This window comes from Pseudoalteromonas sp. HL-AS2 (assembly GCF_031198805.1).
Lineage (GTDB): Bacteria > Pseudomonadota > Gammaproteobacteria > Enterobacterales > Alteromonadaceae > Pseudoalteromonas > Pseudoalteromonas nigrifaciens.
Genome location: NZ_CP133572.1, coordinates 71,563 through 96,578, shown reverse-complemented (window position 1 = coordinate 96,578; position 25,016 = coordinate 71,563). Strand labels below are relative to the sequence as shown.

Below are 25,016 nucleotides of genomic sequence, written 5' to 3'. Positions count from 1 at the left end.
ACAAAGGAATTATATGCGCATACTAATCGTTGAAGACGAGATTAAAACCGGTGATTACTTAAAACAGGGCTTAACCGAAGCCGGCTTTCAGGTTTGTTTGGCGCGCAATGGCCTTGACGGTCACCATTTAGCAATGACCGAATTATTTGATGTGATTATATTAGATATAATGTTGCCCGATGTATCTGGCTGGCGAATTTTAGAGTCGGTACGAGAAGCCAAAAACGACACGCCAGTATTATTTTTATCGGCTCGCGATAGTGTTGATGACAGAGTCAAAGGGCTTGAACTTGGCGCAGATGATTACTTAATAAAACCGTTTGCTTTTTCAGAAGTACTTGCCCGCGTACGTACGCTTATTCGCCGTGGTGGCGTGCAAAAAGTGGCCGACATACTCACAATTGCAGACTTAGAAATGGATATACCAAAGCGTAAAATACAGCGAGCAGGCAAGCGTATTTTGCTCAGTAATAAAGAGTTTAGCTTATTAGAGCTACTACTGCGCCGAGAAGGCGAAGTGCTATCTCGCTCACTTATAGCGTCGCAAGTATGGGATATGAACTTTGAAAGTGATACCAATGTAATAGATGTTGCGATTAGACGCCTGCGGGGCAAGGTTGACGATGAGTATAGTATTAAACTTATTCATACAGTGCGCGGTATGGGCTATAAATTAGAGGTCGAAAATGCCCAAAATTAACGCTCGACCAATGTCGTTGACCATGCGGGTGGTATTGTTTATTGCTGTTACTGTAATAGCCTGTTTAACCTTAGTCGCGTCATTAATTAACTCCTCCATTGAGCATCACTTTATTGAGCAAGACAGTGGCGAGTTAAAGGTTATTAGCCAGTCAGTTGCAGCTGTTTTAGCCCAGCAGCATAGCTCAAGTGAACCTTTAGGGCAGGCATTATCTAAAGCTGTGGCAGGGCACCATGGTGTTTATTATCAAGTAAATAGCCAGCAAGGAGCCTTAATTTACCAAAGTTCAGGTCGCGATTTTACTAAGCAGATTATGAGTGCGCCATCGGCGCTTGGTTTTAATCGCGATAACATAGTGCATTGGCAAGCCAATGATCATACCTATCGCGCATTAGTTAGCGACTTTAACGTGCAGCAACAGCATTATAAAATTACCGCCGCCATTGATATGAGTTTTCATAAACATTTTTTGCGCCAATTTAAACAAAGCCTATGGGTGATTATGTTTGGCTCAGCTGTGCTCATTTTACTCGTTGCTTGGTTTGCGGTACATCAGGGGTTAAATCCACTGCGTGGCTTAAGCAAAAAAATATATGACATTCAAACCCATAAAATGGATGTTAGGTTAGATGAAAGTAAAGTGCCAATTGAGCTGGTGAATATGGTGCATTCATTTAATGCCATGCTGGATAGATTACAAGATGAGTTTATGCGTTTATCAAATTTTTCTACCGATATAGCCCACGAACTGCGTACCCCGCTTACTAATATTATTACTCAAACACAAGTTGGCTTAACAAAACAGCGCGACCTTGTGCAATACCAAGAACTGTTGTTTTCAAACCTTGAAGAACTAGAGCGACTAACAAAAATGGTTAGTGATATGCTGTGGTTGGCAAAAACTCAAAATGGACTGATAAAAGCACAACAACAAGTATTACAAAGTGATGAAGAAATAGACGCGTTACTAGAATATTTTGATGCGGTAGCAGAAGATGCCAATATTACCTTTATTAAACAAGGTAGTAATGTTGAGTTTTATTGTGAACAATTACACTTTAGGCAGTTGCTATCTAATTTATTATCAAATGCGATTAGGTATACCCCAGCAGGCGAATCGATAACTATTAGTAGTGAGCGCACTGGAAATGATCAAGTGTGTATTGCGGTTACCAACCCAGGCGAAAAAATAGCAGCAGAGCATTTACCCTATTTATTTGACCGATTTTATCGAGCCGATAAATCAAGGCAGCGACAAGGCAACGGCGCGGGTTTAGGGCTTGCGATAGTAAAAGCGCTAGTTACAGCAAATGGGGGCAACATAGTGGTAACCTCAAACGCGAACACTCGCTTTAAGGTGTTTTTTAAACACGTTAAAAGTTAAGCTTAATCCTTTTATTAGCACAGTGCCTATAGCGTAAAATGCAGTGTTAATTTGTGGCTTTTGTGCAAACTGTAATGGGGGTTTACAGTTTGCATAAGCAAAAAACGAAAGTAACCTGCGGTTAGTTTTGTTTAACAAGCCACACAGTTGTAAATTAATCAGCCTAGGGAATCTGTTACTTTGTGTTTATTGTTCATTTTCTGTCTTTATTTTTTGCACTAAAAAGTCTACTGCCGCTTTTACTTTAGGTACTAAGTAGCGCTGTTTTTGATACAACAAATACACAGCCATATTAGCATTTTGAGTTATAGCTAACTCATGTTCAAAGTGAAGTTGTTGCAACTTACCTGAGTCAATATAAGGGGCTAACGCCCACCGAGTCGACATTAAAATACCTTCACCGTTGCACGCTTTTTTTGCTAGCCACGATCCGCTATTAGAAATAGCCACAGCAGGGCCAGATACATCATGCCATTGGCCGTCCATATTACATAACCAAGGCGTTGGCCCCGTTGGCGCTTTAAAATAAAGGCCATTATGCTGCTTTAGTTCCATCGCATTGTTAGGTGTTCCGTGTTTTTTTAAATAACAAGGTGATGCCACCGGAATAAAACCATTGTCCATTAACCTTATTGCTAGTACTCGCTCATTGGGTGCGTAACCACCGCGAATAGCAATATCAACATCGTCGCGTCCGAGTGTCGATAGCTGATCAGTTAAACTAACATCCAGCACTATTTCAGGGTATAAGGCGCTAAATTCATCTAACAAAGGTAATAATATTTGCTCACCAAACCCCACCATAGAGCTAATACGTAAACGCCCCATTGGCGTTGTTTGATAACTGCGTACGGTTTCATTACTTTGCTCTAGTTGACTCAAAATTTGCTGTATATCGTTATAATAAATTTGCCCTACTTCTGTTAATTTAACGAGTCGGGTTGAGCGCTTTAACAGCGTAGCGCCTAAGCTTTTTTCTAAATCTGCAACGCGCCTTGATAACGACGACGGCGGCACGTTAAAAGTACTGGCTGCTTTGGTAAAGCTGCCAGTTTCGACTACTTTACTAAAATACCTAATTGCACGTAGTTGATCCAACGAGCTGCTCCATTTGTTGTTTTTAACTCAACTTTAAAATTGCCCTTGGGAATAACAAGGCTTTGAAAAGGACGTTGCTCATAAAAAGCTGAAATAAAATTAATATTTTACTAAACGCAGGAGTAAGGAAAACATTAATCCCTGGTTTTTTAAATGCAAAATTTAAGCAGAAAAACGCCCTCAAATTATCATAAAGCAGGCTCTAAAATTTATGTATTTATGATAGATTAATTTGTTTAAAAGTGACAATTATTCTATCAAAACAATGGGTAGCTTATCTGATTTTCCAGCTGTTTTTACTAAAATGATACTGTTGAAGAGTGTCAATTAAACTCGTTAGTACAGGCCCCGATTGATGGCTTCGAGAAATTAAGCATCCTACAGGCGTTAACCACCCATTGTACTCATGGGTAACAGGCAATGCGACAATATGGCCTTGGTTTATCTGCTCTTTTACTGATAGCTCAGGTACGTTTGCCCACCCCATGCCCGCATGAACTAACTCAACCAGTGTTTGGTGAGTGTTGGCATACCACAACATAGAGCTAATACCGTAACTAAACCATAACTCCTTATGTTCAGCACTGCGATGTACACATTGTCTATAACGTTTTAAATCAGAGCCTTGCACTTTAGCTAGTTTGGCTAATTCGTGGGTCGATGATGCAACGGTTAAAAAGCGTGCTTGCCCTAGCAAGAAAAAATCCATATCCACCTTTAACTCACCGTCGGCATAAACAATACCGGCTTGCGCCCTACCCGAACGAACGAGTTGTTCTACATCAAAGGTTGAGGTGGTGATGATATCAAAGTGAGTTATTGGGTATTTATCGGCAAGCGGCATGAGAATATTTAAAAAGTCTGGGCTCATTACACTCTCATCAACAGCAATAACCATTTCATGCTCATGCTCTTTTGCTAGCGATTCTATTGTTTGATCAAAATACTTTTGTTGATGCAAAATAGACTTTGCAATTGGCAGCAAGGTTTTGCCGTTATCAGTTAATACCGGAGTGTTTTTATCACGATTGAACAGCTCTTGATTAATGGCTATTTCAAGGTTTGCAATTGCTTGACTTACCCCCGATTGAGCACGCTTTAATTTACGAGCAGCAGCTGAAAAAGATCCGGTGTCGCATACAGTGATAAATACTTTCAATTGCTCGAAGCTATACATGGTGTGTCTGAGAGTTACAGGTATTTGGCTCAGATTATCACTATTCGTGATAGCTGTTAACTTTATCTGTTTTGATTGACTGTCATAATCGCCGCTTAATAATTTCGTTATCCTTTTTTATCACCTTAGTGTTAATTGCCTAGTGTTAATCACTTAATTTTAAAGTAATACCTTTATTGGAGAAATATAACAATGAGAGCTGTAGAGCGTGTGTTTCACTCTGTGTCATTTGAAGTAATAGCAGTAACTTTATCGATTGCCGGTTTAGCTGCTTTTACTGAGCACGATATCGCTGCATTATCAGGAACTATGATAGTTATTGCGAGTGTCGCCATGGTTTGGAATTATGCTTTTAATTGGGTTTTTGATCTTTATGTTAAAGGAGATAAAACTAAGCGTACTTTTTCAATGCGGCTATTTCACGTTATCTTATTTGAAGCGGGTTTACTGGTGTTAACTATTCCAATTATGGCTTATTTATTATCGGTGAGCTTATGGAATGCTTTTTTAATGGACTTAGGCGTGACTATTTTTATTACTATTTATGCTTTTTTATTTAACTTGAGTTACGACCATATTAGAGCCGCAGTAATTCAGCGCCGAGCTTGTAATAACCAAGTTTAGCCTGTTGGCATAACTTTGCTGAGCTCGCCTGTTTTACTTAATTTAACGTAAATTATTACCAACAAAAATAACTTCTTTAGCTGGGGTTCCCTATTAAAAAATGTAAATAGGGAGCGCTAGTACCGCCACTACCTCCTTGCCAAATAGTTTTCTATTTTTGTCTTAAAAGCAAAAGTGATTAGCATTTACCCCTATATATAAGCAAATTAAAACCAGTAATAATGTGTTTAGCTTAAATAGTCCAGTCGCAGTGTATTAAGCACTGAGGCATTAATTGCATTTTAGGTAATTAAAAAGTCCCTTCACGTTAATGATGGAAAATTTATTATGATTACTTTGCACGGTTTTGCTGCTAGCAACTATTACAACCTAGTAAAACATGTACTTTTATATAAAGAACTGCCATTTAAAGAGCACCTTATTTACGGCGGTAGTGACGAGTTACTGGCAATGAGTCCTGCGGGTAAAGTGCCAGTTATAACAACATCTCAGGGCGTTAATATTTCAGAGTCGAGTGTTATTTGCGACTATATTGAAGAGTCATACCCAGATATTCCGCTTTATCCAAAAAATAGCACCGAGCGTGCAGCAGTGCGCCAAATAATGAAAATAGCAGAGCTGTACTTTGAACTGCCAAGCAGACGCTTTATACCGTATGCGTTTAGTGGTACAAACGCGCCAGAATCGCTTAAAAATGAGGTACGCCAAGTGTTAACCCGTGGTGTTACCGCCTTGAGTCGCTTGTGTAAGTTTTCACCTTGGATTGCGGGTGAGCAGTTTACTATGGCAGATATTTACGTTTATCACGTAAACACCATAGTTAACGCTTTTGGTGCCAGCCAACTTAATTGGGATGTACTGGGTGATGTACCGGGAATGAAACAGTGGAACGACACCATGCGCCAATCTGCTATTGCGCAAAAAGTAGAGGTAGATCGGCTCGCAAACATGCCCGAGTTTATGCAAAAGGTCACAGCGCAAATTCAAGCAGCTAATGCTTAGCTATAAAACAGCCAATTCATTAACCTTATTGGTTTAACTAATTTAATAATGTGCAGGAGCAAATCCCGATGACAGACAAAAATATCCAACTTACTTCAACAATCAGCGAAGACAACACACTAACGCTTGCCTTACAAAACATCGACATGCCACAACCAAGTGCCGATGAAGTGGTTATTCGCATTGAAGCTGCGCCATTAAACCCATCTGATTTAGCGGTTATGTTCAGCGCCGCTGACATGTCTACAGCAACGCAATCGGGTACTGGGCAAAGCCCAGCTATTACAGCTAATGTGCCAGCTAAGTTTATGCCAGCGCTCAAAACACGTGTTAATAAAGCAACGCCTGTAGGTAATGAAGGTGCCGGTACTGTAGTTGCTGCGGGCTCATCGCCAGCGGCACAAGCATTAATGGGTAAAATGGTTGCTGTAATTGGCGGCGGAACGTACCGTCAATATCACTGCGTTAATGTACAAAGTTGCTTAGAGTTAAAAGAAGGCACTACCGCTAAGCAAGGCGCATCGTCTTTTGTTAACCCGCTTACAGCACTAGCTATGGTAGAAACCATGCGCGCCGAAGGCCATAAAGCTATTATTCATGCGGCGGCGGCATCTAGCCTTGGGCAAATGTTAAACCGTATTTGTATTGCCGACGGTATTGATTTAGTTAATATTGTACGCAAAACAGAGCAAGAAACACTGTTACGTAACATGGGCGCAAAGTATGTGGTTAATTCTAGTAGTGAGTCGTTTGTTGAGGATTTAACCGCAGCAATTATTGCCACTGGTGCCACAATTGCGTTTGATCCAATTGGCGGTGGCCAACTAACCAGCGACATTCTTAACTGTATGGAAGCTGCTATAACTCGCGACGTAGAAGAGTATAGCGTGTATGGCTCAGATACTTTCAAGCAAGTTTATATTTATGGCGCACTTGATCGCGGCCCTATTACGCTAAATCGTAATTTTGGCTTTGCTTGGGGCGTAAATGGGTTTTTATTATTTAATGCGCTTGGTAAATTAGGCACGAATACGGTAGTGGCAATGCGTAAACGTATAGCCGATGAAATTACTACCACATTTGCCAGCAATTACACCCATGAAGTGTCGTTGTCTGAGGCGCTACAATTAGCATCAATAGCGGCTTACTCTAAACAAGCCACAGGCGAAAAATACTTAATTACACCGCAAAGCTAATTAAAACTCAGCAATAACTAATTAGTTTTTTAATACCTGAATTACAAATAGGTCAAAGCCGATACTGATTGCAGTATCGGCTTTTTATTTATGAATAATAAATATTATAAGGTGAGAATAGCAGGCTGCTATAGCCGCTCAGCTTAGTGTTTTACATAAAAACGACCGGAGAAGCCGCATTATTTAAAATAGACACCACACTCCATGCTGCAATAGCATAATCGCCCGATTTAATTGTTAAATCTAAAGCTACGTGTTCACCTTTAACTTCAATTCTGTAGTCATCTCCAGCAAAGTTAGGCACAGCATCAATATTAAATTTAGTTGCTTTTGGCCCCGCACTTGCTAGCGAAGTTGCATAAATAACATTAAAAACATAAGGAAAAATATCAATAATTTCCTTAGCTGTTCCGCTAAAAACTCTTTCTGGCTCAGTTATGTTCATTAAGCCCTCTTTGTTAAAAGGGGTTCGAGCAATAAAACCAGATGATTTTTTAGATGTTATTGTTACATCAATCGGTGTTGAACTCATAAATGAAGCGGTTTGAAGCAGGTTAAAGCCACCTGTTGCACCACCGGCAATGTATATTTTAGTATTATTTTTTATTGCTACAGCTATGGCTCTTTGGTACAAAGCTACATCTGCAAATGCCGCCGTAGATAAAACAATTAAGTGCGAGCCACCGGCTAATATTTTTTCACAATAATCGATTACAGATACCGCCGATGCAGCTTCGGCTACAAACTCAGGCTTTAAAGCCATAAACGCATCAATATCTGTGCATGGTGTACAGTTAAAGTAATCAGCAAATTGTTTGGTTCTAATTGGGTTTCTGCCTAATACCGCAACTAGCTCGTAACCAGCAAGAGAGCCACTTTTTACAGCCTGAGCAATAGTTTGGCTTAAATAACCACACCCTATTAGTGCTAACTTCTTCTTCATTTTTACTATTCCTATTTAATTATTTACCGAAACGTCCTTACTGTGTGTGGTTTTAAGCGTTAATAGCTCAGCCTTAGTACAATTACCCCTATAAAAGCGGTCGTTAGTCCTAACAGCTCTTGGCGAGTAAACGACTCTTTTAAAATAATGCGTGAGTACAAAAGAATTATTAAAATATTCATACCAGAAATAGCAGAAACCAGCCCTGTATTGCCAATTGCAAAAGCCGATATTATTGCAACCATGCCAGCCACATTCGTCAATCCAATAAGTAACCCACAAGAAAACGTTTTTACTGGCGACCAATTAGGCCGAGAGTCATTTGTGTCACAGGCCTGTTTTTTGTTACTTACTAACCAACTAATAGCAAAAAGCAAACTACCAAAACCAAACATAGAGGTGAGCGTAGCGAACGTATCGGCCTCCAGCAAAGTAGACTGCTTACCTAGTAAGTCATTAAACGAAAAGAATAATGCAGCCAGTAACCCCCATTGCGCCCCTTGTAAATTAGTAAACGAAATATCATTAGAGTAGCGAATAATATAAAGCCCACCAAAAATAATAAAAAAGCCAATTAGCTGCAGCGTTGTTAAGGTTTCTTGCCATAATAAAAAGGCAAAAACCAACACAAATAAAGGAGTTAAACCCGACAAAATACTAATAAGCGAAGCCTTTCCAACCGAAAAACCTTTATGCAAAAAAGCATTCGCGGCAAAAGAGCCAAAGCCCAATGCTAAGCCAACAGTAATATCAGCCCAGCCATACCACTTTTGATTTAACAAGGTTACACCCAAAACACTGATTATAAATCCGACAAAAAACACACCGAATAATAATAAGTTTCGATTAATTTTTTTCTGGGATGTCCATTGATACATTATTCCTCGTGCGCCAAAAAAAACCGTGGCGAGTAATGCAAAAATTATCCACATAATTAAATGATTCCTTTATAAATTAGAATGAAGTAGCCGCTCTAAGAAATGTTGCCATTAAATTGCATAGCCAACATGATCCCTTGCACCATTCTTAGCTTAAAATTGATAAGGTAATAAAGGCTTACAAAAACACCATATAAGAAAGTCGCAATATAAATAGTTTTAAGCTGTTAAACAGGCAAGGCAGCCAATTTTTATTTAACGACAGAACATTGCCTGCTATTTAATTAAACGATTAATAAAATACTAGCTTAGTATATTGACCTTAATTGATTTTATAAATAAGCATAAGCTGCATAGTAAATCCCATAAATGGCATTTAAAGGCGGGTATTTGGTTTGTAAGTAGCAAAATAGCACCCATTAGCGGGTAGATTTGTGAAAATATGGATAGCTTACGTTTGCACTGCCAGTTACTTATACGTTCATTTAATACGCAAACAAGCAGTTTTCAATTAAAAATTAGCCCCGCAGTGCCAATTGTAGGTCGGATAAGCGAAGCGCCATCCGACACAGTAAAATATCTTGCCAATTATTATCAACATTTTAAGTTGTCGAGTGGCTGGAAAGTGCCATGAATGGACATTGAAGATTCTTAATGTGTGAAGTCAAGATTTGACCCCATTCGCTTCTTGCCATAATAAAAAGGCAAAAACCAACACAAATAAAGGAGTTAAACCCGACAAAATACTAATAAGCGAAGCCTTTCCAACCGAAAAACCTTTATGCAAAAAAGCATTAGCGGCAAAAGAGCCAAAGCCCAATGCTAAGCCAACAGCAATATCAGCCCAGCCATACCACTTTTGATTTAACAAGGTTACACCCAAAACACTGATTATAAATCCGACAAAAAACACACCGAATAATAATAAGTTTCGATTAATTTTTTTCTGGGATGTCCATTGATACATTATTCCTCGTGCGCCAAAAAAAACCGTGGCGAGTAATGCAAAAATTATCCACATAATTAAATGATTCCTTTATAAATTAGAATGAAGTAGCCGCTCTAAGAAATGTTGCCATTAAATTGCATAGCCAACATGATCCCTTGCACCATTCTTAGCTTAAAATTGATAAGGTAATAAAGGCTTACAAAAACACCATATAAGAAAGTCGCAATATAAATAGTTTTAAGCTGTTAAACAGACAAGGCAGCCAATTTTTATTTAACGACAGAGTATTGCCTGCTATTTAATTAAACGATTAATAAAATACTAGCCTAGTATATTCACCTTAATTGATTTTATAAATAAGCATAAGCTGCATAGTAAATCCCATAAATGGCATATGAAAGGTGGGTATTTGGTTTGTAAGTAGCAAAATTGCACCCATTAGCGGGTAGATTTGTGAAAATATGGATAGCTTACGTTTGCACTGCCAGTTACTTATACGTTCACGTAATACGTAAACAAGTAGTTTTCAATTAAAAATTAGCCCCGCAGTGCCAATTGTAGGTCGGATAAGCGAAGCGCCATCCGACACAGTAAAATCTCTTGCCAATTATTATCAACATTTTAAGTTGTCGAGTGGCTGGAAAGTGCCATGAATGGACATTGAAGATTCTTAATGTGTGAAGTCAAGATTTGACCCCATTCGATTTTTGCAGTCATTCATGATCAACTCGTTTCTGCCCCATTCCGCGCCACAGCGATAAGACAGGTTACTCGTTATCATGAGCTAACTGACCAATTTTTAGTAATGATACAACGTGTCCACTATTGCAGGATCAGATCAAAGTGATACATGCCAACAAGTGTTTGTAATAAATGTATAAAATCGATACCTTAGTAAAAGATATAACGATACTAAATTACAAGGTTAATGTTTGTTATGAACAAGCCAGATAGAGATAGGGTTGTATTTCACTCGGTACACGACATGTCGAGTGGTCATTACTTATCAAAAGCAGAGCGGTTATTGAATAGCGAAATAGCAAACGATTTAGACGATATAAACGATATACTTGAACTGTACAATATATCGCTGTTTTTCGAAAACGGCATATACCTTAAAAGTTGGTCATATACAGATATTGTTGCTTACAAAGAAAAAGTTAATACTTTTAAAATTTTAATTGGGAAATTCATAACTAATATTGATGATAGTAACTTCCTGTCATCTTTTGAAAATATAGTTTACGGTTACTATGATAGTTTCTGGTTATTAATAAATAACTATCAACAATATAAAAAGATATCGCCATCTAAAATAGAAGAAGTTTTGAAGAAAACCCCTCATCAAGTGGGGCACTTGTTGAGCCATAAAAATTTGGTGGATAAATATAAGCTTGTTCTCTGTGAGTTTTTAAAAAGTGACCAGCAAAGTGCAGAGATCCTCCTTTCTATATATGAAGTCGAAAATAGTTTTAATAAAACGAAGTTGTACCTACCTAGTTGTTTAACTATTCAAGATAAAGAAAGCATAATTGCTTCGTACATCGACTCAGAGCATTGCAATAGTAATTACCTGCCAATAATACAAAATGCTAAAAAACATAGTGGCTTCCGAATCTCAGATAAAACTAAATTAGCAGCTAAGAGAAAATACCAACAGTCTGTTAAAGAGTTTTTCGATAGTGGTTCTAGTTCATCATTTAAATACGGGGTAGCTATCAGTTATCCCGAAAATGCTTCTAAAATTAAACATGCTTGGATTGAGCAGGGTACAGTCCATCACGAATTTAGCTTAGATTACATTAAAGAAAATAATCACCCATATATTCTGTACAGAAACTTCGAGACACTTTTTGAGTACGTGGATGAACAGAATATTGTAGCTCTAACCAGTAAAGAAAATCAGCTTGGAATTTTAGAAAGAACTTTAGGTGTTAGATCAAAAACTGAATACGTTTTTGGTGTAGCGTTCACACAATTAGAAATGGCATCTATGGGCCAAATTTACACATATTCCAACGTACTAAAAGGGCTTGGGTATTCATTAGAAGATATTCTAAAAACAGTTTTCACTAATACTCTACCGGAATTATTTGACTTACCTAGTAACGTCAATTTTACAATTCCTACTCAAAATGCTTCTGCTTTAGAGAAAATAAGAACAATCGCACCTGAGTTCGAGTCGATATTGAAGCAATACAAATTATTTGTAGAAAATGGACATATTGATTTTGAACTTCTACAAATGTCATCTGGCCCTACAGCCATCAAAGACATCCCAAGCTTAAACAGCAATAAGTACATATATATCAATAAGGATGACAAAGAAGTTAATTTTCTAACCTTTCTGCTATTTTCGGATCAGACTCTGTTGACTTATGTTGACCCGTTCAAAGACAAGAAATATAAGAACTTTGTTGATTTATTGGTGAATGAAGAAGAAATAAATTTCGGAAATTATGAAGAACATCAGCATGAGCATTTAAATTATTTGATAGATAGCAATTATATATCTGTCGATGAAAATAATTGCGTTCAAGTTACAAATTGGAACAGAATTTTAATATTAAGAGATGTTTTTGAAAATGAGGTCGCCTCGTTACACCATTATTCTGCCGATATTCAAGACGAAGTTTTGCATATGAGTAATGATGGAGTAGTGTTTTTTGGAAGTTCACTTTTCGCAATACCTGAGCAAAATTACTTCAATTACTATTTAAACAAAAGTGAGTTTACAAACGGGCACGACTTAAGAAATAGCTATTTACATGGTACACAGGCAAATCCGACAGAAATTCATCTACATGAAAATTCCTATTTACTTTACTTAAAGCTTTTAATCTTAGTTATTTTTAAAATAGAAGATGATCTGTTTATTTATAAAAAGCTTAAGGCGGACGAAGAATAACAGTTGTAGTGGTCAAATAAAACTGGCCACAGGTATTAGAGCTTTTTCATAGTTTTGGTAATCTGAAATGGTGTCATTAAGGCAAAAGTCCTAACTCGAAAATGTCCAAAAACGAGTTGACCCGACAGTCCGGTTTTCGCTCACAGCAGGCTTCAGGAAAGTGCCAATTGCGGACTGTCGTGACCTTAGACTCTTGTTATAACACTTTCTGCACCTGACTATATTCTGTTGTTGTATAAAATGTTTTTCCTTTAGCTGCAAAGGAAATTTTTACGGTATCACCTGCACAAAAGCCAATCCGTTTATCATGTGAGATATTAACTCTCATACCGTCGTCAATGCACTCAAAGCTAACATGAGATTTACCTGATTTGTTTATAGCTCTACATTTGATAGTTTTTCTTTCTTTATCACTGTAACGTTCTTGTTTTCGATACCTGTCGATTGTTTTTCCTTCTAATTTTATTTCTCTTCCATTTCCATCAAGCGGTTGAAAATAGTATAAATTTTCTGTATTTGAACTAGTTCCAGGAATAGAATTTAAAGCAGGCTTATAGAAAACTATCGCAGCTGATTCCACATCATTTGCAATACTTGCAGTTTCAGCAATACCTATAACATAGTGCTCCCATCGTTTACTTTCACGCAATGATTTCTTAAACTTTTGCCCGTATTCAGGGTGAGATTTTGATTTAGCTATTTGTAGATGCTCATTCCATCGGTTAACCATGCATCCACTTTGCCCGATATATACGTGACCCTTTTCATTTTTATGTGCATAAATAACGTGTTTTGCATTACGAGCCTGATAACCCTTTATGTTGGGAGTTACTAAAACGTACATTTCAAATTCCTCAATAAGATAAGTGGAAGATTATTATAACTAAGGTTTTAACACCAGACTGTGACGAAGTGTTATAACAGCTTTATCAGGGGACACTTTCCCTGTTTTAGCGCGAAAACGTCGTCATACTATGAACTTACATTAATAACAAATAGTGTAAGTTATTATGCCTACTGTAGCTTATTTAACATGTGAAAAAGGGGAAAGTTTCCTCTTAGTATCGCTCCGCCAATACCAATTCCCTGAATGACCGCTTATCGCTCTATGCTGCCACCTAAAAAATTAAGCTTTAAAACGCAGTAAGCGCATATAAAATGCGCTTACTGGGAGTAATTTACTTTAAGCTAACTTTTAAAGTTAGTGCCTAAAGCTTGATACTAACGCGGGTATACCTGGCAGCATGCCTACCATGGCCATTACGCTGGTTAGTAGTACAAACATGACCAGTGGAATGATCCAGCGGCTCATGCGGGTGAGTTCTTTACTTCTTTCTTTACAGCCAATAAAGCCTAAGTTGTCTAGCAATATGGTGAGTGACCAACCAAATGCTGGGTTAACTAAGCTTGAAGCAAATACTACAATAGCAGCTGATTGGGTGGTTTTACCTACGCGGGTCATTTCCATGCCGGCTTCTAGTAGTGGAATAAATACCCCTACTATTAGCGCTACACACAGCACAGGTTGCCAAATTGCAAGGTCCATAGGGTAGCCCCATACGCCGGCAATAATACAAAATAGTGCGGTTAAAATAGCGCCTGCTGGTATTGGGCGTTTAGCAATGGCTGCTGGCACTATGTAAGTGCCCCACGATGACGCAAAGTTAGCGCCGCCCAGTAGCGAGCCAAAGGTTTGCCTAACTGATGCGCTAAGCATGGTGTCGTCTATGTTCATTTGTACTTTTTCGGTACGTTTTGGGTAGCTTATTTTTTGAAATACCTGATGGCCTAAAAAGTCCGGCGACCACATAGCAACAGCAAGCACTGCAAATGGCAGTACTACTACAAAGCTTTCTAGAGTAGGTAGGCCTAACATCCAGCCGGTGTCTTCGCCCCACCAGTACATAGGGTCCATGTTTGGTAGCCCCGGTGCAGTATGAAACTCAAACGGTGCGCCTAATGCAAAGGCTATTGCGCCGCCTAAAATACAGCTAAGTGGTACGGCTAACCAACGCTTTTTAAAATGCTCTAACATGGCATATAAAATTATAGTGGAAAAAATAACAATAAAGGCAATGTGGGTCATATCGATGGCTTCGGCCCATGCAAACAGCTTTTTAACTTGCGAGGTTATGCCTATAAACCCTAGGTAGAGTAAAAGGCCGCCACATACGCCTTTACTGGTTAGTTTAGCCAGTAGGGTTCCGCCTTTACTTATTGCCAAAATTAAACCAAAGGCTGCTATGAGCAAGCCAAATGCCATAGGGTGCCCCCCTGCTGCAACTACAATTGGAATTAACGGAATTAAAGGGCCATGAGTACCGGCTAAGTTAGCGGTAGGTAAAATAAAGCCTGAAAACAAAATAATAAAAAAGGCGACGATAAGTAATTCGTAACGCACGTTTTCTAAAACAAAAGCGTCGCTTAAACCCAGTGGGCTTGCAAACGTTGCGGCAATAGCGGCAACCATAACCACTTTACCTATGGTGGCAGCCATTGCAGGAATAGCGTCTTCAAATTCGAATCTGTAGTCTCTAAAGGGTAAGTTTGGGCGCCAGCGTTTAGGCTGCATAATTTGCAGCTCGTGTTCTAGGTATTCGTCTCGGCTATTAAACTCAGAGCTAGGCTTGTGTAGATTTTTATAGCTATTGGTAGCGGTTTGAGTATCCGCTCCTGGTTTGGCATCAGATGAAATATCATCTTGCGGCGTGGTATTCATGGCTTCTCCTGCAACATAGTTGCTCACTCAAAATAAAAATACAGCTTTGTTTAAAGCAAATAAAAATTGAGGCGGCAGGATAAAGCAGCTAGCAACAGATTACGATTAGTCAAAGGTCTTGTATGAAACTATTTAGTAACATTTATATACCTATAGCTGAATGTAGTATTTGATGTTAAATGTAGTTTTTATTGTTTTTAAACATATGGTTAGCTTATTTTTATAAAGGTTAAAGTGCAATGCGTTGTTTTTTAGCACTTACAGCAATAATAAAAATTAAAATAATTTTATCTGCATTTATATTATGTTGTTTAAGAAAATAGGGCATTTAGCCATGCTTTAGCTGATAATTTAACTAAAGTTTGGTTGTTGATACAAAAATAACGCAGCAAAATAATAACGTGTGGCTTTGCATCTCTCTATAATTAGTGGGCTATTGCATGCGAGCTTAATTGCTTTAACAAGGATAAAAAACAGTTTACTGTTTTTGTTAGCGTTCATCAGATAGAATCCGCCTTATGATTTTTACTTGTTAAGTATTTTCAAAACCGTAACGTTTAAATAGCGAGACCTTCTTATCCTTTTAGAAAATGATACAAAACCAATGAATGATATAACGATAGCAACCCACAACGGTACTTTTCATGCAGATGATGTTTTTAGTGTAGCTGCACTTAAGTATATTTATCCTTCTTTTAAACTTATACGCACCCGCGATATGGAGCTTATAAGCAAAGCCGATGTTGTGATTGATGTAGGTGGCGAGCATAACCCAGAGACAGGCCGTTTTGATCACCACCAACGTGGCGGTGCCGGGGCGCGTGAAAATGGTATTCCTTTTTCTTCATTTGGTTTAATTTGGCAAAAATATGGCCTTGAAATATGCCAAGGCAGCCAAGAAACAGCCAATGCAATTGACTCTGGTTTAGTCTCTACTATTGATGCAATTGACTGCGGCCATGTTGAAGGCGTTGCTAAAGGCATTAGCCTTAGCCAAACTATTTCAATGTTTAACCCAACGTGGCAAGAAGAGAGTAACTTTGATGCCTGTTTTGATGAAGCGGTTGAGTTTGCATCGCGCATTTTAACTCGCTTTATAGCTGCGGCTAACGGTGGCATTAATGCAAAAGCAATTGTTGCTAAAGCGATTGAAAATGCAGCTGATCCACGCGTAATTGTGTTAGAGCAATACACACCGTGGAAAAAAACCGTGCATGCGCTTTCTGATAAAGCATTATATATGGTTTATCCTTCGCACTCTGGCCAGTGGATTGTGCAAACTGTACCGGTTGAGCCAGGATCGTTTGAAGATCGCAAGTCACTCCCAAAACCGTGGGCTGGTTTATCTGATAAAGAATTTCAGGACGAAACTGGGCTTGAAGATGCTGTTTTTTGTCATAACGGTTTATTTATTGCTGGCGCAAAGTCGTTTGCAAGTGCGATGAAAATGGCAGCAATGGCGCTAGAAGCTTAGTAATATAGGGCTTTAAAAGTGCTAGTCGCTAAAATTAATATTTACGCGCATAAAAAAACGCTAGCAAGTTAAGCTAGCGTTTTTAATTATGCCTAAAGCCTAAAGCTTTATTCTTTAACCGCTATGGCTATTTCTACTTCATCAGCACTTTTGTAATATTCGTAGTCGCTGCTGTAGGTACGAGTAAAACGACAGTCGTCTGAGCTAAAGTATTGCCAAATTTCGCCCCACAGGTCGATTACCGCATCGGGCATTTCACCTGTCCCGTTAAATACTAAATAACTCCCTGCCTCGGTAGTTACTTTTACTGACTTTTGATCTCCAATCGATAAGTCGTCGCAACAGGCTATTACATCAAATTCACCGGTTACATCGCTTTCATAGTTAGTGTAAACACCATACGTTTTTGTATTTTTTGTTAGCTGTTGTCCATGCTTTTCACCAAATTTTTGCCAAAGCTCCGTTATTTTTGCAGTGCCAGAGTTCATTTCATCGGCGTTACACGTTCTTACCTTTAAACCAGTTAAAGTTATACTTGGGAGTTGCTTTACTTGCATTATGACCTTCCTTACTTCAATCACTTAGCTTTAACGTAACTATAACGTAACAGAAAAACCATTATGGACTGTAACTATTTATCGTTCCTGATGAAAACCCCCGTCATTTATGTCGAGGGTGTAAGTCTTTAATGCGTAGCATTAACATTACTTAGCTCTATTTTGTTGTTCTATATAGGCTGTTAATACGTCCAATGACGCGCCACCGCAAGATCCAGCAAAGTAGCTAGGCGACCAAAGCGCACCGTTCCATAAGTAGCGGTGTATTTCTGTAAACTCTTTCCTCATTAGTCTTGAGCTAACACCTTTAAGCGAATTAATTAATTTACTTAATTGTACTTTAGGAGGGTATTCAATTAACAAATGAACGTGATCTTGCTCACCGTTAAATTCGACTAAATCAACTTCAAAATCTTTATACACATCTAGGGCGTGTTGATCTTTGTGGTATGAAAAACAAACAGCATGAAGATAAGGTATAATTGAATTCGCCAGAAAACTTTACACCGAACCTACATGCCAAGATTAATGTTAACAGACGGGACATGGAATGTCTTATCAAAAGTAATGTACTTAAGTGGTCGAATTTATAATAAGCCCGACCATAGAAAAACGCTCGAAGGCATACTGTATAAGATGCGCACAGGTATTCCATGGCGAGATTTACCTTCTGATTTTGGCCGTTGGAGTGCTATCTACAGACGGTTTAATTTATGGTCCAAAAAAGGGATTTTGAATGAACTGTTTCGCGCATTATCTCGTGATGCGGACATGGATTGGGTCTTCATTGATGGCAGTATTGTCAGGGCTCATCAACATAGTTGCGGTGCAAGAACTGCTGACAATGAATCAATTGGAAAGAGCCGAGGTGGAAATTCTACGAAAATTCATCTTGCAGTCGATAGCGGAGGGTTGCCTGTTTATTATGAATTATCCTGTGGAAATACGCATGATATCGTCCATGCAGAGTCACTCGTAGCTAATTGCCCAACAAGTAATATGGTTGTCGCAGATAAAGGCTACGACAGTGAAAAACTGAGAGCGTTTGTTCGTGATAATAACGCTACACCCGTTATTCCACGTAAGGGCAACAGTTTAGTAGGCAATGAAGATATTGACTGGTGCATGTACAAATATCGGCACTTGGTTGAGAATGCATTTGGCCGTATTAAGCAATATAGAGGGATAGCCACGCGGTATGAAAAGCTTGAACGAAATTATCATTCAATGCTCGCTTTAGCATTTACTATGATGTGGCTACCAATGTGGGCTGATTGATATATGTACTACAAAGATCAACAGCCCCTAATAGTATCGCCTCTAGCCGATTTAAAATTACATCATTAAACACCTTGCGCCTGTATTTTGTCACGAATATTAAATGTGCATGTAATGCGCTAACACAGTGCCGACCTTTTCTTACTTCTGCCTCATTCTTATGCGTCATAATTATAATGGACCAATAGTTGATTGTCATACTTAGGTATATAATAAGAAAAAGCAAGGAGTAAGACCAAGTGATTTTAATAGCATACAAATACAGAGTTTACCCAAATAATGAACAGGCGCTAATGCTTACTCATACATTTGGCTGTGTTCGTTTCGCTTATAATTCAGCACTTGGTTACTCTAAAGAGCAATACGACTTAGGTAATAAAACCAATTATAACGATTGGAGTAAAAACCTCACTCAGCTTAAAAAGAACCCTGATTTTGCATGGTTGAAAGATGTTTCAAGTGTGCCATTGCAGCAAGCATTAAAGCACCTAGATAAAGGCTTTAAATCATTCTTTAAGTCTGGCTTTGGCTACCCTAAGTTTAAAAATAAACATGGTAATCAATCAGTAAGCTATATGAGTAACGGCTTTAAGTGGGAGGCTGATAAGCAATCGTTAACACTTGCGAAGATGAAGCAGCCATTAAAAATTAAGTGGTCACGCTCATTTACTGGTAAGCCTAGTTCGCTGACTGTATCTAAAACTAAATCAGGTAAGTACTTCATTAGTATCTTAGTTAAAGAAGATATTAAAAAACGGCCAGTAGCGAATAAAACGGTAGGCGTAGACGTTGGCATTAAAGATCTTGCTATCTGTTCGGATGGCACTAAGTTCAATAATCCACGATTAACAAACAAGTACGCTAGCAAGCTAGCCAAAGCACAACGTAAACTAGCCAAGAAGAAAAAAGGCTCCAACAACTTCAACAAGCAAAAACGTGTTGTTGCTCGAATTTACGAAAAGATAGCAAACTCACGCAAAGACTTTACCCAAAAAATGACAACGAAACTTATAAACGAAAACCAAGTGATAGGGATCGAGTCATTGAAAGTCAAAAACATGGTTAAGAACCGTAAGCTATCTAAGCATATCCACGATGCTAATTTTGGTGAAATAGTAAGACAGTTAGAATATAAAGCCGATTGGTATGGCCGTAAAGTGTCAGCTATTAGCCAGTGGTTTCCATCAAGTAAAATGTGTAATGAGTGCGGTTCGCTGTATTCTGGTAAATGGTCATTAGCTATAAGAACGTGGTCTTGTGAATGTGGAGCTATCCATGATAGAGATCATAATGCTGCTATTAATATCCATAATGAGGGATTAAGGCTTATAGCTTAAATAATTTGTGGCGGTAGGTAGTACCGACACATTAAATGCTTGTAAGAGGTTTTAGAAGTCTAAAGTGATCTAGTATTACAATGCTTAAACCGTTGACGACAAGAATCCCCTTGATTTATCTAGGGGTACTTCAAAAGTCCTTTAAATTATTTAATTTGAACTCTGGTTAAGGGATTTATTATTACAGCAATTATAAACTCTCTTTTATTGTGTAAATTACTGTATGCATACGTTTTGCTAATGGCCTGTTGCGATGGTGGCACACGTAAATATTTTCACTTATAGGGTTTGCCAAATAATGAGTTTGTATAAGTTTAGGCTTATTAAACGCACTTATTGCATGCGCAGGTAACACAGTAAAGCCCAGGCCTAAGCTTACCGGCTCCAGTATTAAACTAATTTGATTAGAAAAACCGGTGTGTTTTATTTGCTCTAAATGTTCAAACCGCGGGTAGTTTTCGCTCAACAAAAGTTGCGCGTGGTGTTTAGCGTCGGGGTGAGCAATAAAGCCAAGTTCACATAAAGCTTGCCATGTTGGGGTTTTAATATGTGCAGGGGTAACTAATAGTAACGGCTCTGTACCTATTTTATGGCTGGTTACTTCGCTAAGTGTGGGTGCTTGGGTTAAAAAACCAAGGTCGGCATTATGGTTAGCTACAGCCTGCTCAACACTTATATTTGGCGCAAAGCGGTAGTCAATATTCAGCCCTTGGTGCTTTGTTTGCAAAGCTAATAACTGGCTATAAAACTGCAATCCACAACTACCAGGCGACTGTATTTTTACTTTACCGCTGTAAGGCGAGTCGTCTTTTAATTGCTGCTCTAAAAACTGCCACTCTTTAAGTAATAAACTGCCTTGTTGATATAGATTTTGCCCATGCACAGTAAGCGAAAACTGTTTGCCGTGTCTTTCTAGCAAAGCACAGTTAACGTGCTGCTCTAATTTTTTAATGTGTTGGCTTACACCCGACTGGGTCATGTGGAGGCGAACGGCTGTTTGCGTAAAGTGATTTACCTCAACCAAAGTACAAAACGTATTTAACCATATGGGATTTATCATTACAAAATGTACTCAAAATGATGATTAATGATTATTTTACTTAATTTAACTGGCTTCGTAAACTAAACGCATTAACCAGTAACAAGATAAGCAGGAATATTATTATGAGTCATACCTACCCACGTAGTTTTTCGCATATTGGTATTTCGGTACCAAACGTTGAAAAAGCAGTAGAGTTTTATACCCAAGTTATGGGTTGGTACACTATTATGGAGCCAACCGAAATACTCGAAGACAAAAGCCCAATAGGCGAAATGTGTACTGAAGTGTTTGGTGAAAAATGGGAAAAATTTAAAATAGCGCACTTATCTACAGGCGATCGTATTGGTGTAGAAATTTTTGAATTTAAAAACCAAGAAAACCCAAAAGATAACTTTGAATATTGGAAAACCGGTATTTTTCATTTTTGTGTGCAAGACCCAGATGTTGAAGGCCTAGCAGAGCGTATTGTAGCCGCCGGTGGTAAAAAACGTATGGCCGAGCCACGTTATTACTACCCAGGTGAAAAACCATACCGCATGATCTACATGGAAGACCCGTTTGGTAATATCCTAGAAATATACAGCCACAGCTACGAACTTATTTATAGTGCCGGTGCATACTAAGTTAGTGTGTAGCTAGTATTTAAATATATAAAGGCTGCAGTAAGCTACTGCAGCTTTTTTATTGCCTAAAATTAAGAAAATTAAGTAGACACCCACACTTATTATCCGAATTTAGGGTATTTGAACAAAGCCATTCTTAGTTGAATAGTCACTGGTTTTTAAGATGGGTGTTTAGGTAATTAATTTTTAAAACTAAGTTAATGTATTCAAATATCTTTATTTTTCTTACGAAACTGTTTGGGTGTTATACCTTCATATTTACTAAATGTTTTGTTAAAAGCCCGTTCTGACTCGTAACCCACTGCCAGTGCGATATCGTCAATAAATTGCGTTGTGGTTATTATCATATCTTTGGCTTTTTGGATGCGTAAATTAGACAGATATGTGAAAACTGTTTGACCCACCAAAGTAGTAAATTTCTTGGCGAAAGCAGCACGTGACATTCCCACACTAGAAGCTAAGCTATCAATTGTCCACGGTTTTTCAGGAGAGGTATGGATAAACTCTAGCGATTGCTTTATGCGTTTATCACGTAACGCATGTAAAAATGAATGTTGCTGATGACGCCCAAAATTAATGCGTATTAGCTCAACTAGCACTACTTCCGTCAGTTTGTTGACTATTATTTCACTACCTATATCTTGCGACATAAATTCTGAGCTTAATTGGTCAAAGGTACTTTTTAACCAAGGATGTTTTATCACTTCATCCTCGCGCACAATGGTGACTTGCTCAAACATTTCACTAATAGGTGATAGCTCATCGTTTATAAACGAGCAATCACCACATAATAAAAGAGTTGGATCGGCGCTGATGGGCATTTTTACATCAGTTGGTGCGCTGGTTAATATGTGATCAATGCCGGGGCCTAAAAAAATTAAATCACCAGCAAACAACTGCTCCACCATATCTCCCACTTTTACCCAACATGCTCCTCGTCTCACTAAGTGAAAGCATGCCGTTTCCTTATTTATAAATTCCTTAGTCCAAGGCGGCTCAACATGACTACAGAAGTATACACTGCCACCCACACGCAGTGATTTAAGTATATCGCTCAAAACTTCCATACCAACCCTACCAGAAACCAAATTTGATTCACAATGTAGACGATTAGTGACAAAAGTAAAGACTTTTGAGCATTGTTGGTACTAATGAATGCGTCATAATAGCTACATCAACAATGAGAAAGCCATTTAATAAAATAGGAAATATCCCATGACTAAAATTGAAATATACAGCAAAAGCTACTGCCCTTATTGCAAACGTGCCAAAGCTACACTCACTCGTTTAGGTCTCGATTTTGAAGAATTTGAAATTACTGACTCTGAAAAACTAACTAAAGAAATGCAACAACGTAGCGGTCGAAAAACTGTACCGCAAATATTTATCAACAGCCAACATATTGGTGGCGGCGATGATTTTCATCATGCGCTAAATTCGGGCTCATTAGCTGATTTAATCGGTGATCGTGTTTAATCATCTCAGCTAGCACTATTTTATCAATTACTTTTATTTATAAAGGAAAACACTATGCCAACAACGAACTTTAAAAACGAAGCTACAAACAGTAATTCATTGCAAACAAACGAACAACAAATAGCCCACTCGATTACTTCGCTTGGTGATAATGCGCTACGTTTGTCAATTGCACTTATTTTAATATGGATAGGGGCGATGAAGTTTACTGGTTATGAAGCTGGCGCTATTGAGGGCCTAGTCACGTCAAGCCCTTTAACGTCTTGGTTGTATAGTATATTTAGTGTGCAAGGTGCGTCAAATTTTATTGGTGCAACAGAAATAGCTATCGCTATTGCCATTTTACTCACACCACTTAACCGCGTTTTAGGTATAGTTGGTAGCTTAGGCGCTATTGCAACCTTCGCGGTCACATCGAGTTTATTGTTAACGGCTCCAGTCTGGGAAATGAGCCTAGGTGGGTTCCCTGCTCTTAACGTAGTACCAGGCCAGTTTTTGGTAAAAGATTTGGTATTGTTAGCCGCTTCAGTTGTGTTGTTAGGTAAAGCACTTAGTGTCAAAAAGAGTTAAGTAAGAGTTAAGTAGACACCCACACTTATTGTTAGTATTTGAACAAAACTATTCTTAGTTAAATAATCACTGGTTTTTAAGATGGGTGTCTAGTTAATTGATAAATTATAAAGTGGGTGTCTACTTAATTTTTGGTTTTAAAGTGGGTATTCAGATAGTTAGGTGTCTAGATAATTATTTCAGATAGAGAGTTAAGTAGACACCTACACTTATTATCAATATTTGAGTAAAACTATTCTTGGTTAAATAATCACTGGTTTTTAAAGTGGGTGTCTACTTAATTGATAAATTATAAAGTGGGTCTCTACTTAATTGGGTTTTAGTTGGTTGCCTTAGCTGCTTCATTTGGGGCAGTACTGTAAACGCCCTTTACAGTATAAAAATAAAGCATAGCCAGTTATTGAGCATCACGTTAATATGGACAAAAATAACACGATAAGAATTATAAAATGTTAAACAAAACCAATGCACTTATTTACTTTTTGGCCTTTAGTAGTGGCTTTAGTATTATGGGAATTGAGCTATTAGGTGGGCGTATTTTAGCGCCGTTTTTTGGTAGTAGCGTACATATTTGGGGCAGTATAATTACGGTATTTATGCTGAGCCTATCGTTTGGTTATTTACTTGGCGGTAAATTGTCAATTAAGCGCCCTAGCCTAGCCAAGTACGGGAGTATTTTTTTACTGGCAAGCATTATGGTGTTGCCCATTGCGTTATTTGCTAACCCGATAATGGAATTTATTTTTACTCACATTGAAGACAGCCGCTATGGCTCGTTACTCGCCTCTACGGCATTATTTTTTGTTCCTACTATTATATTGGGCATGATCTCCCCTTACTCGGTTCGGCTTTTAGTTACCGACAGCGAACACAGCGGCCAAGTTGCTGGCGGGTTATATTTTGTAAGTACCTTGGGCAGCGCACTAGGCACTATTATTACCTCATTTTATATGGTGCTCGCGTTTGACGTAAATGCCATAATAATTGGTTTTGCCTTAACTTTAGCGGTATTAGGCTTACTAGCCATACTGGTAAATAAACTATTTTTAGCGGAGCGTCGTTATGCATAAAAGCAATTTTT

24 protein-coding genes and 1 pseudogene are annotated in these 25,016 nt (G+C 38.3%); 13 read left to right on the top strand and 12 right to left on the bottom strand.

Translation table 11 applies throughout. The features are described 5' to 3' along the window. Nucleotides 1-13 precede the first annotated feature (13 nt). Nucleotides 14-700 carry a heavy metal response regulator transcription factor gene (locus RB215_RS15340; RefSeq protein ID WP_011329655.1) on the top strand — a complete coding sequence of 229 codons (687 nt, stop codon included), beginning with the start codon at nucleotides 14-16 and terminating at the stop codon, nucleotides 698-700. Next, nucleotides 687-2,084, top strand: coding sequence for a heavy metal sensor histidine kinase (locus tag RB215_RS15335; RefSeq protein ID WP_089369003.1), 1,398 nt, complete (start codon nucleotides 687-689; stop codon nucleotides 2,082-2,084). Before RB215_RS15340 ends, RB215_RS15335 begins: the two co-directional genes overlap by 14 nt. Before the next feature lie 186 nt (nucleotides 2,085-2,270). Here RB215_RS15335 and RB215_RS15330 read toward each other — a convergent pair whose 3' ends face one another. After that, nucleotides 2,271-3,182 carry a LysR family transcriptional regulator gene (locus RB215_RS15330; protein ID WP_011329657.1) on the bottom strand — a complete coding sequence of 304 codons (912 nt, stop codon included), beginning with the start codon at nucleotides 3,180-3,182 and terminating at the stop codon, nucleotides 2,271-2,273. A gap of 274 nt (nucleotides 3,183-3,456) precedes the next feature. Continuing rightward, entirely contained in the window at nucleotides 3,457-4,359 is a 903-nt protein-coding gene (locus RB215_RS15325) for a LysR family transcriptional regulator (protein WP_011329658.1), read from the bottom strand. A gap of 192 nt (nucleotides 4,360-4,551) precedes the next feature. Here RB215_RS15325 and RB215_RS15320 point away from each other — a divergent pair, with 192 nt between their 5' ends. The 3 genes from RB215_RS15320 to RB215_RS15310 all read left to right on the top strand — a co-directional run bounded on the left by RB215_RS15320 (nucleotide 4,552) and on the right by RB215_RS15310 (nucleotide 7,181). Then, nucleotides 4,552-4,983: a PACE efflux transporter gene (locus tag RB215_RS15320; protein ID WP_086996219.1), complete on the top strand. Its 432-nt coding sequence runs from the start codon at nucleotides 4,552-4,554 to the stop codon at nucleotides 4,981-4,983. A gap of 327 nt (nucleotides 4,984-5,310) precedes the next feature. After that, entirely contained in the window at nucleotides 5,311-5,985 is a 675-nt protein-coding gene (locus RB215_RS15315; RefSeq protein WP_179807985.1) for a glutathione S-transferase family protein, read from the top strand. Nucleotides 5,986-6,053: 68 nt separating this feature from the next. Beyond that, nucleotides 6,054-7,181: a zinc-binding dehydrogenase gene (locus RB215_RS15310; RefSeq protein WP_086996225.1), complete on the top strand. Its 1,128-nt coding sequence runs from the start codon at nucleotides 6,054-6,056 to the stop codon at nucleotides 7,179-7,181. Nucleotides 7,182-7,332: 151 nt separating this feature from the next. On the opposite strand, the gene RB215_RS15305 is transcribed toward RB215_RS15310, so the two are convergent. The 3 genes from RB215_RS15305 to RB215_RS15295 form a co-directional block, all read right to left on the bottom strand. Beyond that, nucleotides 7,333-8,124 carry an aspartate dehydrogenase domain-containing protein gene (locus RB215_RS15305; RefSeq protein ID WP_309217363.1) on the bottom strand — a complete coding sequence of 264 codons (792 nt, stop codon included), beginning with the start codon at nucleotides 8,122-8,124 and terminating at the stop codon, nucleotides 7,333-7,335. 59 nt (nucleotides 8,125-8,183) lie between these two features. Next, nucleotides 8,184-9,056, bottom strand: coding sequence for a DMT family transporter (locus RB215_RS15300; protein WP_309217362.1), 873 nt, complete (start codon nucleotides 9,054-9,056; stop codon nucleotides 8,184-8,186). A 610-nt stretch (nucleotides 9,057-9,666) separates the two neighbouring features. Beyond that, a complete protein-coding gene (locus tag RB215_RS15295; protein ID WP_309217361.1) occupies nucleotides 9,667-10,023 on the bottom strand; it encodes an EamA family transporter in 357 nt (118 codons plus the stop codon). An 865-nt stretch (nucleotides 10,024-10,888) separates the two neighbouring features. On the opposite strand from RB215_RS15295, the gene RB215_RS15290 reads away from it, so the two are divergent. Next, on the top strand, nucleotides 10,889-12,859 hold the full coding sequence (locus RB215_RS15290; protein WP_011329664.1) for a hypothetical protein: 1,971 nt from the start codon (nucleotides 10,889-10,891) through the stop codon (nucleotides 12,857-12,859). 196 nt (nucleotides 12,860-13,055) lie between these two features. Here the strand turns inward: RB215_RS15290 and RB215_RS15285 are convergent, their stop codons facing one another. Together RB215_RS15285 and RB215_RS15280 are read right to left on the bottom strand one after the other, a co-directional pair. Then, the gene (locus RB215_RS15285; RefSeq protein WP_309217359.1) at nucleotides 13,056-13,703 is read right to left on the bottom strand and encodes a hypothetical protein; all 648 of its coding nucleotides are present in this window, start codon (nucleotides 13,701-13,703) and stop codon (nucleotides 13,056-13,058) included. Between the two features lie 357 nt (nucleotides 13,704-14,060). Next, nucleotides 14,061-15,578: a DUF3360 family protein gene (locus RB215_RS15280; RefSeq protein WP_011329666.1), complete on the bottom strand. Its 1,518-nt coding sequence runs from the start codon at nucleotides 15,576-15,578 to the stop codon at nucleotides 14,061-14,063. A 604-nt stretch (nucleotides 15,579-16,182) separates the two neighbouring features. Between RB215_RS15280 and RB215_RS15275 the strand changes: the two genes are divergently transcribed. Continuing rightward, the gene (locus tag RB215_RS15275; protein ID WP_011329667.1) at nucleotides 16,183-17,052 is read left to right on the top strand and encodes an MYG1 family protein; all 870 of its coding nucleotides are present in this window, start codon (nucleotides 16,183-16,185) and stop codon (nucleotides 17,050-17,052) included. Between the two features lie 107 nt (nucleotides 17,053-17,159). Here RB215_RS15275 and RB215_RS15270 read toward each other — a convergent pair whose 3' ends face one another. Both RB215_RS15270 and tnpA read right to left on the bottom strand, forming a co-directional pair. Further along, entirely contained in the window at nucleotides 17,160-17,609 is a 450-nt protein-coding gene (locus RB215_RS15270) for a GyrI-like domain-containing protein (RefSeq protein WP_011329668.1), read from the bottom strand. Nucleotides 17,610-17,756: 147 nt separating this feature from the next. Further along, a pseudogene (gene tnpA, locus RB215_RS15265) lies at nucleotides 17,757-18,032 on the bottom strand (IS200/IS605 family transposase); the annotation flags it as partial. 93 nt (nucleotides 18,033-18,125) lie between these two features. Between tnpA and RB215_RS15260 the strand changes: the two are divergent. Next, a complete protein-coding gene (locus tag RB215_RS15260; RefSeq protein WP_024600859.1) occupies nucleotides 18,126-18,887 on the top strand; it encodes an IS5 family transposase in 762 nt (253 codons plus the stop codon). On the opposite strand, the gene RB215_RS17865 is transcribed toward RB215_RS15260, so the two are convergent. Beyond that, nucleotides 18,856-19,056: a transposase gene (locus RB215_RS17865; protein ID WP_375144266.1), complete on the bottom strand. Its 201-nt coding sequence runs from the start codon at nucleotides 19,054-19,056 to the stop codon at nucleotides 18,856-18,858. The genes RB215_RS15260 and RB215_RS17865 overlap by 32 nt on opposite strands. A 70-nt stretch (nucleotides 19,057-19,126) precedes the next feature. On the opposite strand from RB215_RS17865, the gene RB215_RS15250 reads away from it, so the two are divergent. Continuing rightward, nucleotides 19,127-20,224, top strand: coding sequence for an RNA-guided endonuclease TnpB family protein (locus RB215_RS15250; protein WP_309217357.1), 1,098 nt, complete (start codon nucleotides 19,127-19,129; stop codon nucleotides 20,222-20,224). 190 nt (nucleotides 20,225-20,414) lie between these two features. Here RB215_RS15250 and RB215_RS15245 read toward each other — a convergent pair whose 3' ends face one another. Beyond that, nucleotides 20,415-21,284, bottom strand: coding sequence for a LysR family transcriptional regulator (locus tag RB215_RS15245; RefSeq protein WP_309217356.1), 870 nt, complete (start codon nucleotides 21,282-21,284; stop codon nucleotides 20,415-20,417). A gap of 104 nt (nucleotides 21,285-21,388) precedes the next feature. Between RB215_RS15245 and RB215_RS15240 the strand changes: the two genes are divergently transcribed. Beyond that, nucleotides 21,389-21,889 (top strand): lactoylglutathione lyase family protein, encoded by a 501-nt coding sequence (locus RB215_RS15240; protein WP_011329672.1) that lies wholly within the window; start codon nucleotides 21,389-21,391, stop codon nucleotides 21,887-21,889. Nucleotides 21,890-22,095: 206 nt separating this feature from the next. On the opposite strand, the gene RB215_RS15235 is transcribed toward RB215_RS15240, so the two are convergent. Next, nucleotides 22,096-22,956 (bottom strand): AraC family transcriptional regulator, encoded by an 861-nt coding sequence (locus RB215_RS15235; RefSeq protein WP_309217355.1) that lies wholly within the window; start codon nucleotides 22,954-22,956, stop codon nucleotides 22,096-22,098. A 148-nt stretch (nucleotides 22,957-23,104) separates the two neighbouring features. On the opposite strand from RB215_RS15235, the gene grxC reads away from it, so the two are divergent. From grxC to RB215_RS15220, 3 genes are all read left to right on the top strand, one after another. Beyond that, complete coding sequence (gene grxC / locus RB215_RS15230; RefSeq protein ID WP_193039037.1) at nucleotides 23,105-23,365, top strand: glutaredoxin 3; 261 nt, start codon at nucleotides 23,105-23,107, stop codon at nucleotides 23,363-23,365. Nucleotides 23,366-23,419: 54 nt separating this feature from the next. Continuing rightward, entirely contained in the window at nucleotides 23,420-23,935 is a 516-nt protein-coding gene (locus tag RB215_RS15225; RefSeq protein ID WP_011329675.1) for a YkgB family protein, read from the top strand. Nucleotides 23,936-24,384: 449 nt separating this feature from the next. After that, nucleotides 24,385-25,005 carry a fused MFS/spermidine synthase gene (locus RB215_RS15220; protein ID WP_089369011.1) on the top strand — a complete coding sequence of 207 codons (621 nt, stop codon included), beginning with the start codon at nucleotides 24,385-24,387 and terminating at the stop codon, nucleotides 25,003-25,005. Nucleotides 25,006-25,016 lie beyond the last annotated feature (11 nt).

Excerpts from the sequence above, each read along its gene's own strand:
- RB215_RS15225 (WP_011329675.1), top strand. The coding sequence starts at position 23,420 with ATGCCAACAACGAACTTTAAAAACGAAGCTACAAACAGTAATTCATTG.
- RB215_RS15275 (WP_011329667.1), top strand. The coding sequence starts at position 16,183 with ATGAATGATATAACGATAGCAACCCACAACGGTACTTTTCATGCAGAT.
- RB215_RS15320 (WP_086996219.1), top strand. The coding sequence starts at position 4,552 with ATGAGAGCTGTAGAGCGTGTGTTTCACTCTGTGTCATTTGAAGTAATA.
- RB215_RS15280 (WP_011329666.1), bottom strand. The coding sequence starts at position 15,578 with ATGAATACCACGCCGCAAGATGATATTTCATCTGATGCCAAACCAGGA.
- RB215_RS15295 (WP_309217361.1), bottom strand. The coding sequence starts at position 10,023 with ATGTGGATAATTTTTGCATTACTCGCCACGGTTTTTTTTGGCGCACGA.
- RB215_RS15315 (WP_179807985.1), top strand. The coding sequence starts at position 5,311 with ATGATTACTTTGCACGGTTTTGCTGCTAGCAACTATTACAACCTAGTA.
- RB215_RS15220 (WP_089369011.1), top strand. The coding sequence starts at position 24,385 with ATGTTAAACAAAACCAATGCACTTATTTACTTTTTGGCCTTTAGTAGT.
- RB215_RS15285 (WP_309217359.1), bottom strand. The coding sequence starts at position 13,703 with ATGTACGTTTTAGTAACTCCCAACATAAAGGGTTATCAGGCTCGTAAT.
- RB215_RS15300 (WP_309217362.1), bottom strand. The coding sequence starts at position 9,056 with ATGTGGATAATTTTTGCATTACTCGCCACGGTTTTTTTTGGCGCACGA.
- RB215_RS15240 (WP_011329672.1), top strand. The coding sequence starts at position 21,389 with ATGAGTCATACCTACCCACGTAGTTTTTCGCATATTGGTATTTCGGTA.
- RB215_RS15335 (WP_089369003.1), top strand. The coding sequence starts at position 687 with ATGCCCAAAATTAACGCTCGACCAATGTCGTTGACCATGCGGGTGGTA.
- RB215_RS15270 (WP_011329668.1), bottom strand. The coding sequence starts at position 17,609 with ATGCAAGTAAAGCAACTCCCAAGTATAACTTTAACTGGTTTAAAGGTA.
- RB215_RS15310 (WP_086996225.1), top strand. The coding sequence starts at position 6,054 with ATGACAGACAAAAATATCCAACTTACTTCAACAATCAGCGAAGACAAC.
- RB215_RS17865 (WP_375144266.1), bottom strand. The coding sequence starts at position 19,056 with ATGACGCATAAGAATGAGGCAGAAGTAAGAAAAGGTCGGCACTGTGTT.
- RB215_RS15245 (WP_309217356.1), bottom strand. The coding sequence starts at position 21,284 with ATGATAAATCCCATATGGTTAAATACGTTTTGTACTTTGGTTGAGGTA.
- RB215_RS15325 (WP_011329658.1), bottom strand. The coding sequence starts at position 4,359 with ATGTATAGCTTCGAGCAATTGAAAGTATTTATCACTGTATGCGACACC.
- grxC (WP_193039037.1), top strand. The coding sequence starts at position 23,105 with ATGACTAAAATTGAAATATACAGCAAAAGCTACTGCCCTTATTGCAAA.
- RB215_RS15290 (WP_011329664.1), top strand. The coding sequence starts at position 10,889 with ATGAACAAGCCAGATAGAGATAGGGTTGTATTTCACTCGGTACACGAC.
- RB215_RS15305 (WP_309217363.1), bottom strand. The coding sequence starts at position 8,124 with ATGAAGAAGAAGTTAGCACTAATAGGGTGTGGTTATTTAAGCCAAACT.
- RB215_RS15260 (WP_024600859.1), top strand. The coding sequence starts at position 18,126 with ATGCCAAGATTAATGTTAACAGACGGGACATGGAATGTCTTATCAAAA.
- RB215_RS15340 (WP_011329655.1), top strand. The coding sequence starts at position 14 with ATGCGCATACTAATCGTTGAAGACGAGATTAAAACCGGTGATTACTTA.
- RB215_RS15235 (WP_309217355.1), bottom strand. The coding sequence starts at position 22,956 with ATGGAAGTTTTGAGCGATATACTTAAATCACTGCGTGTGGGTGGCAGT.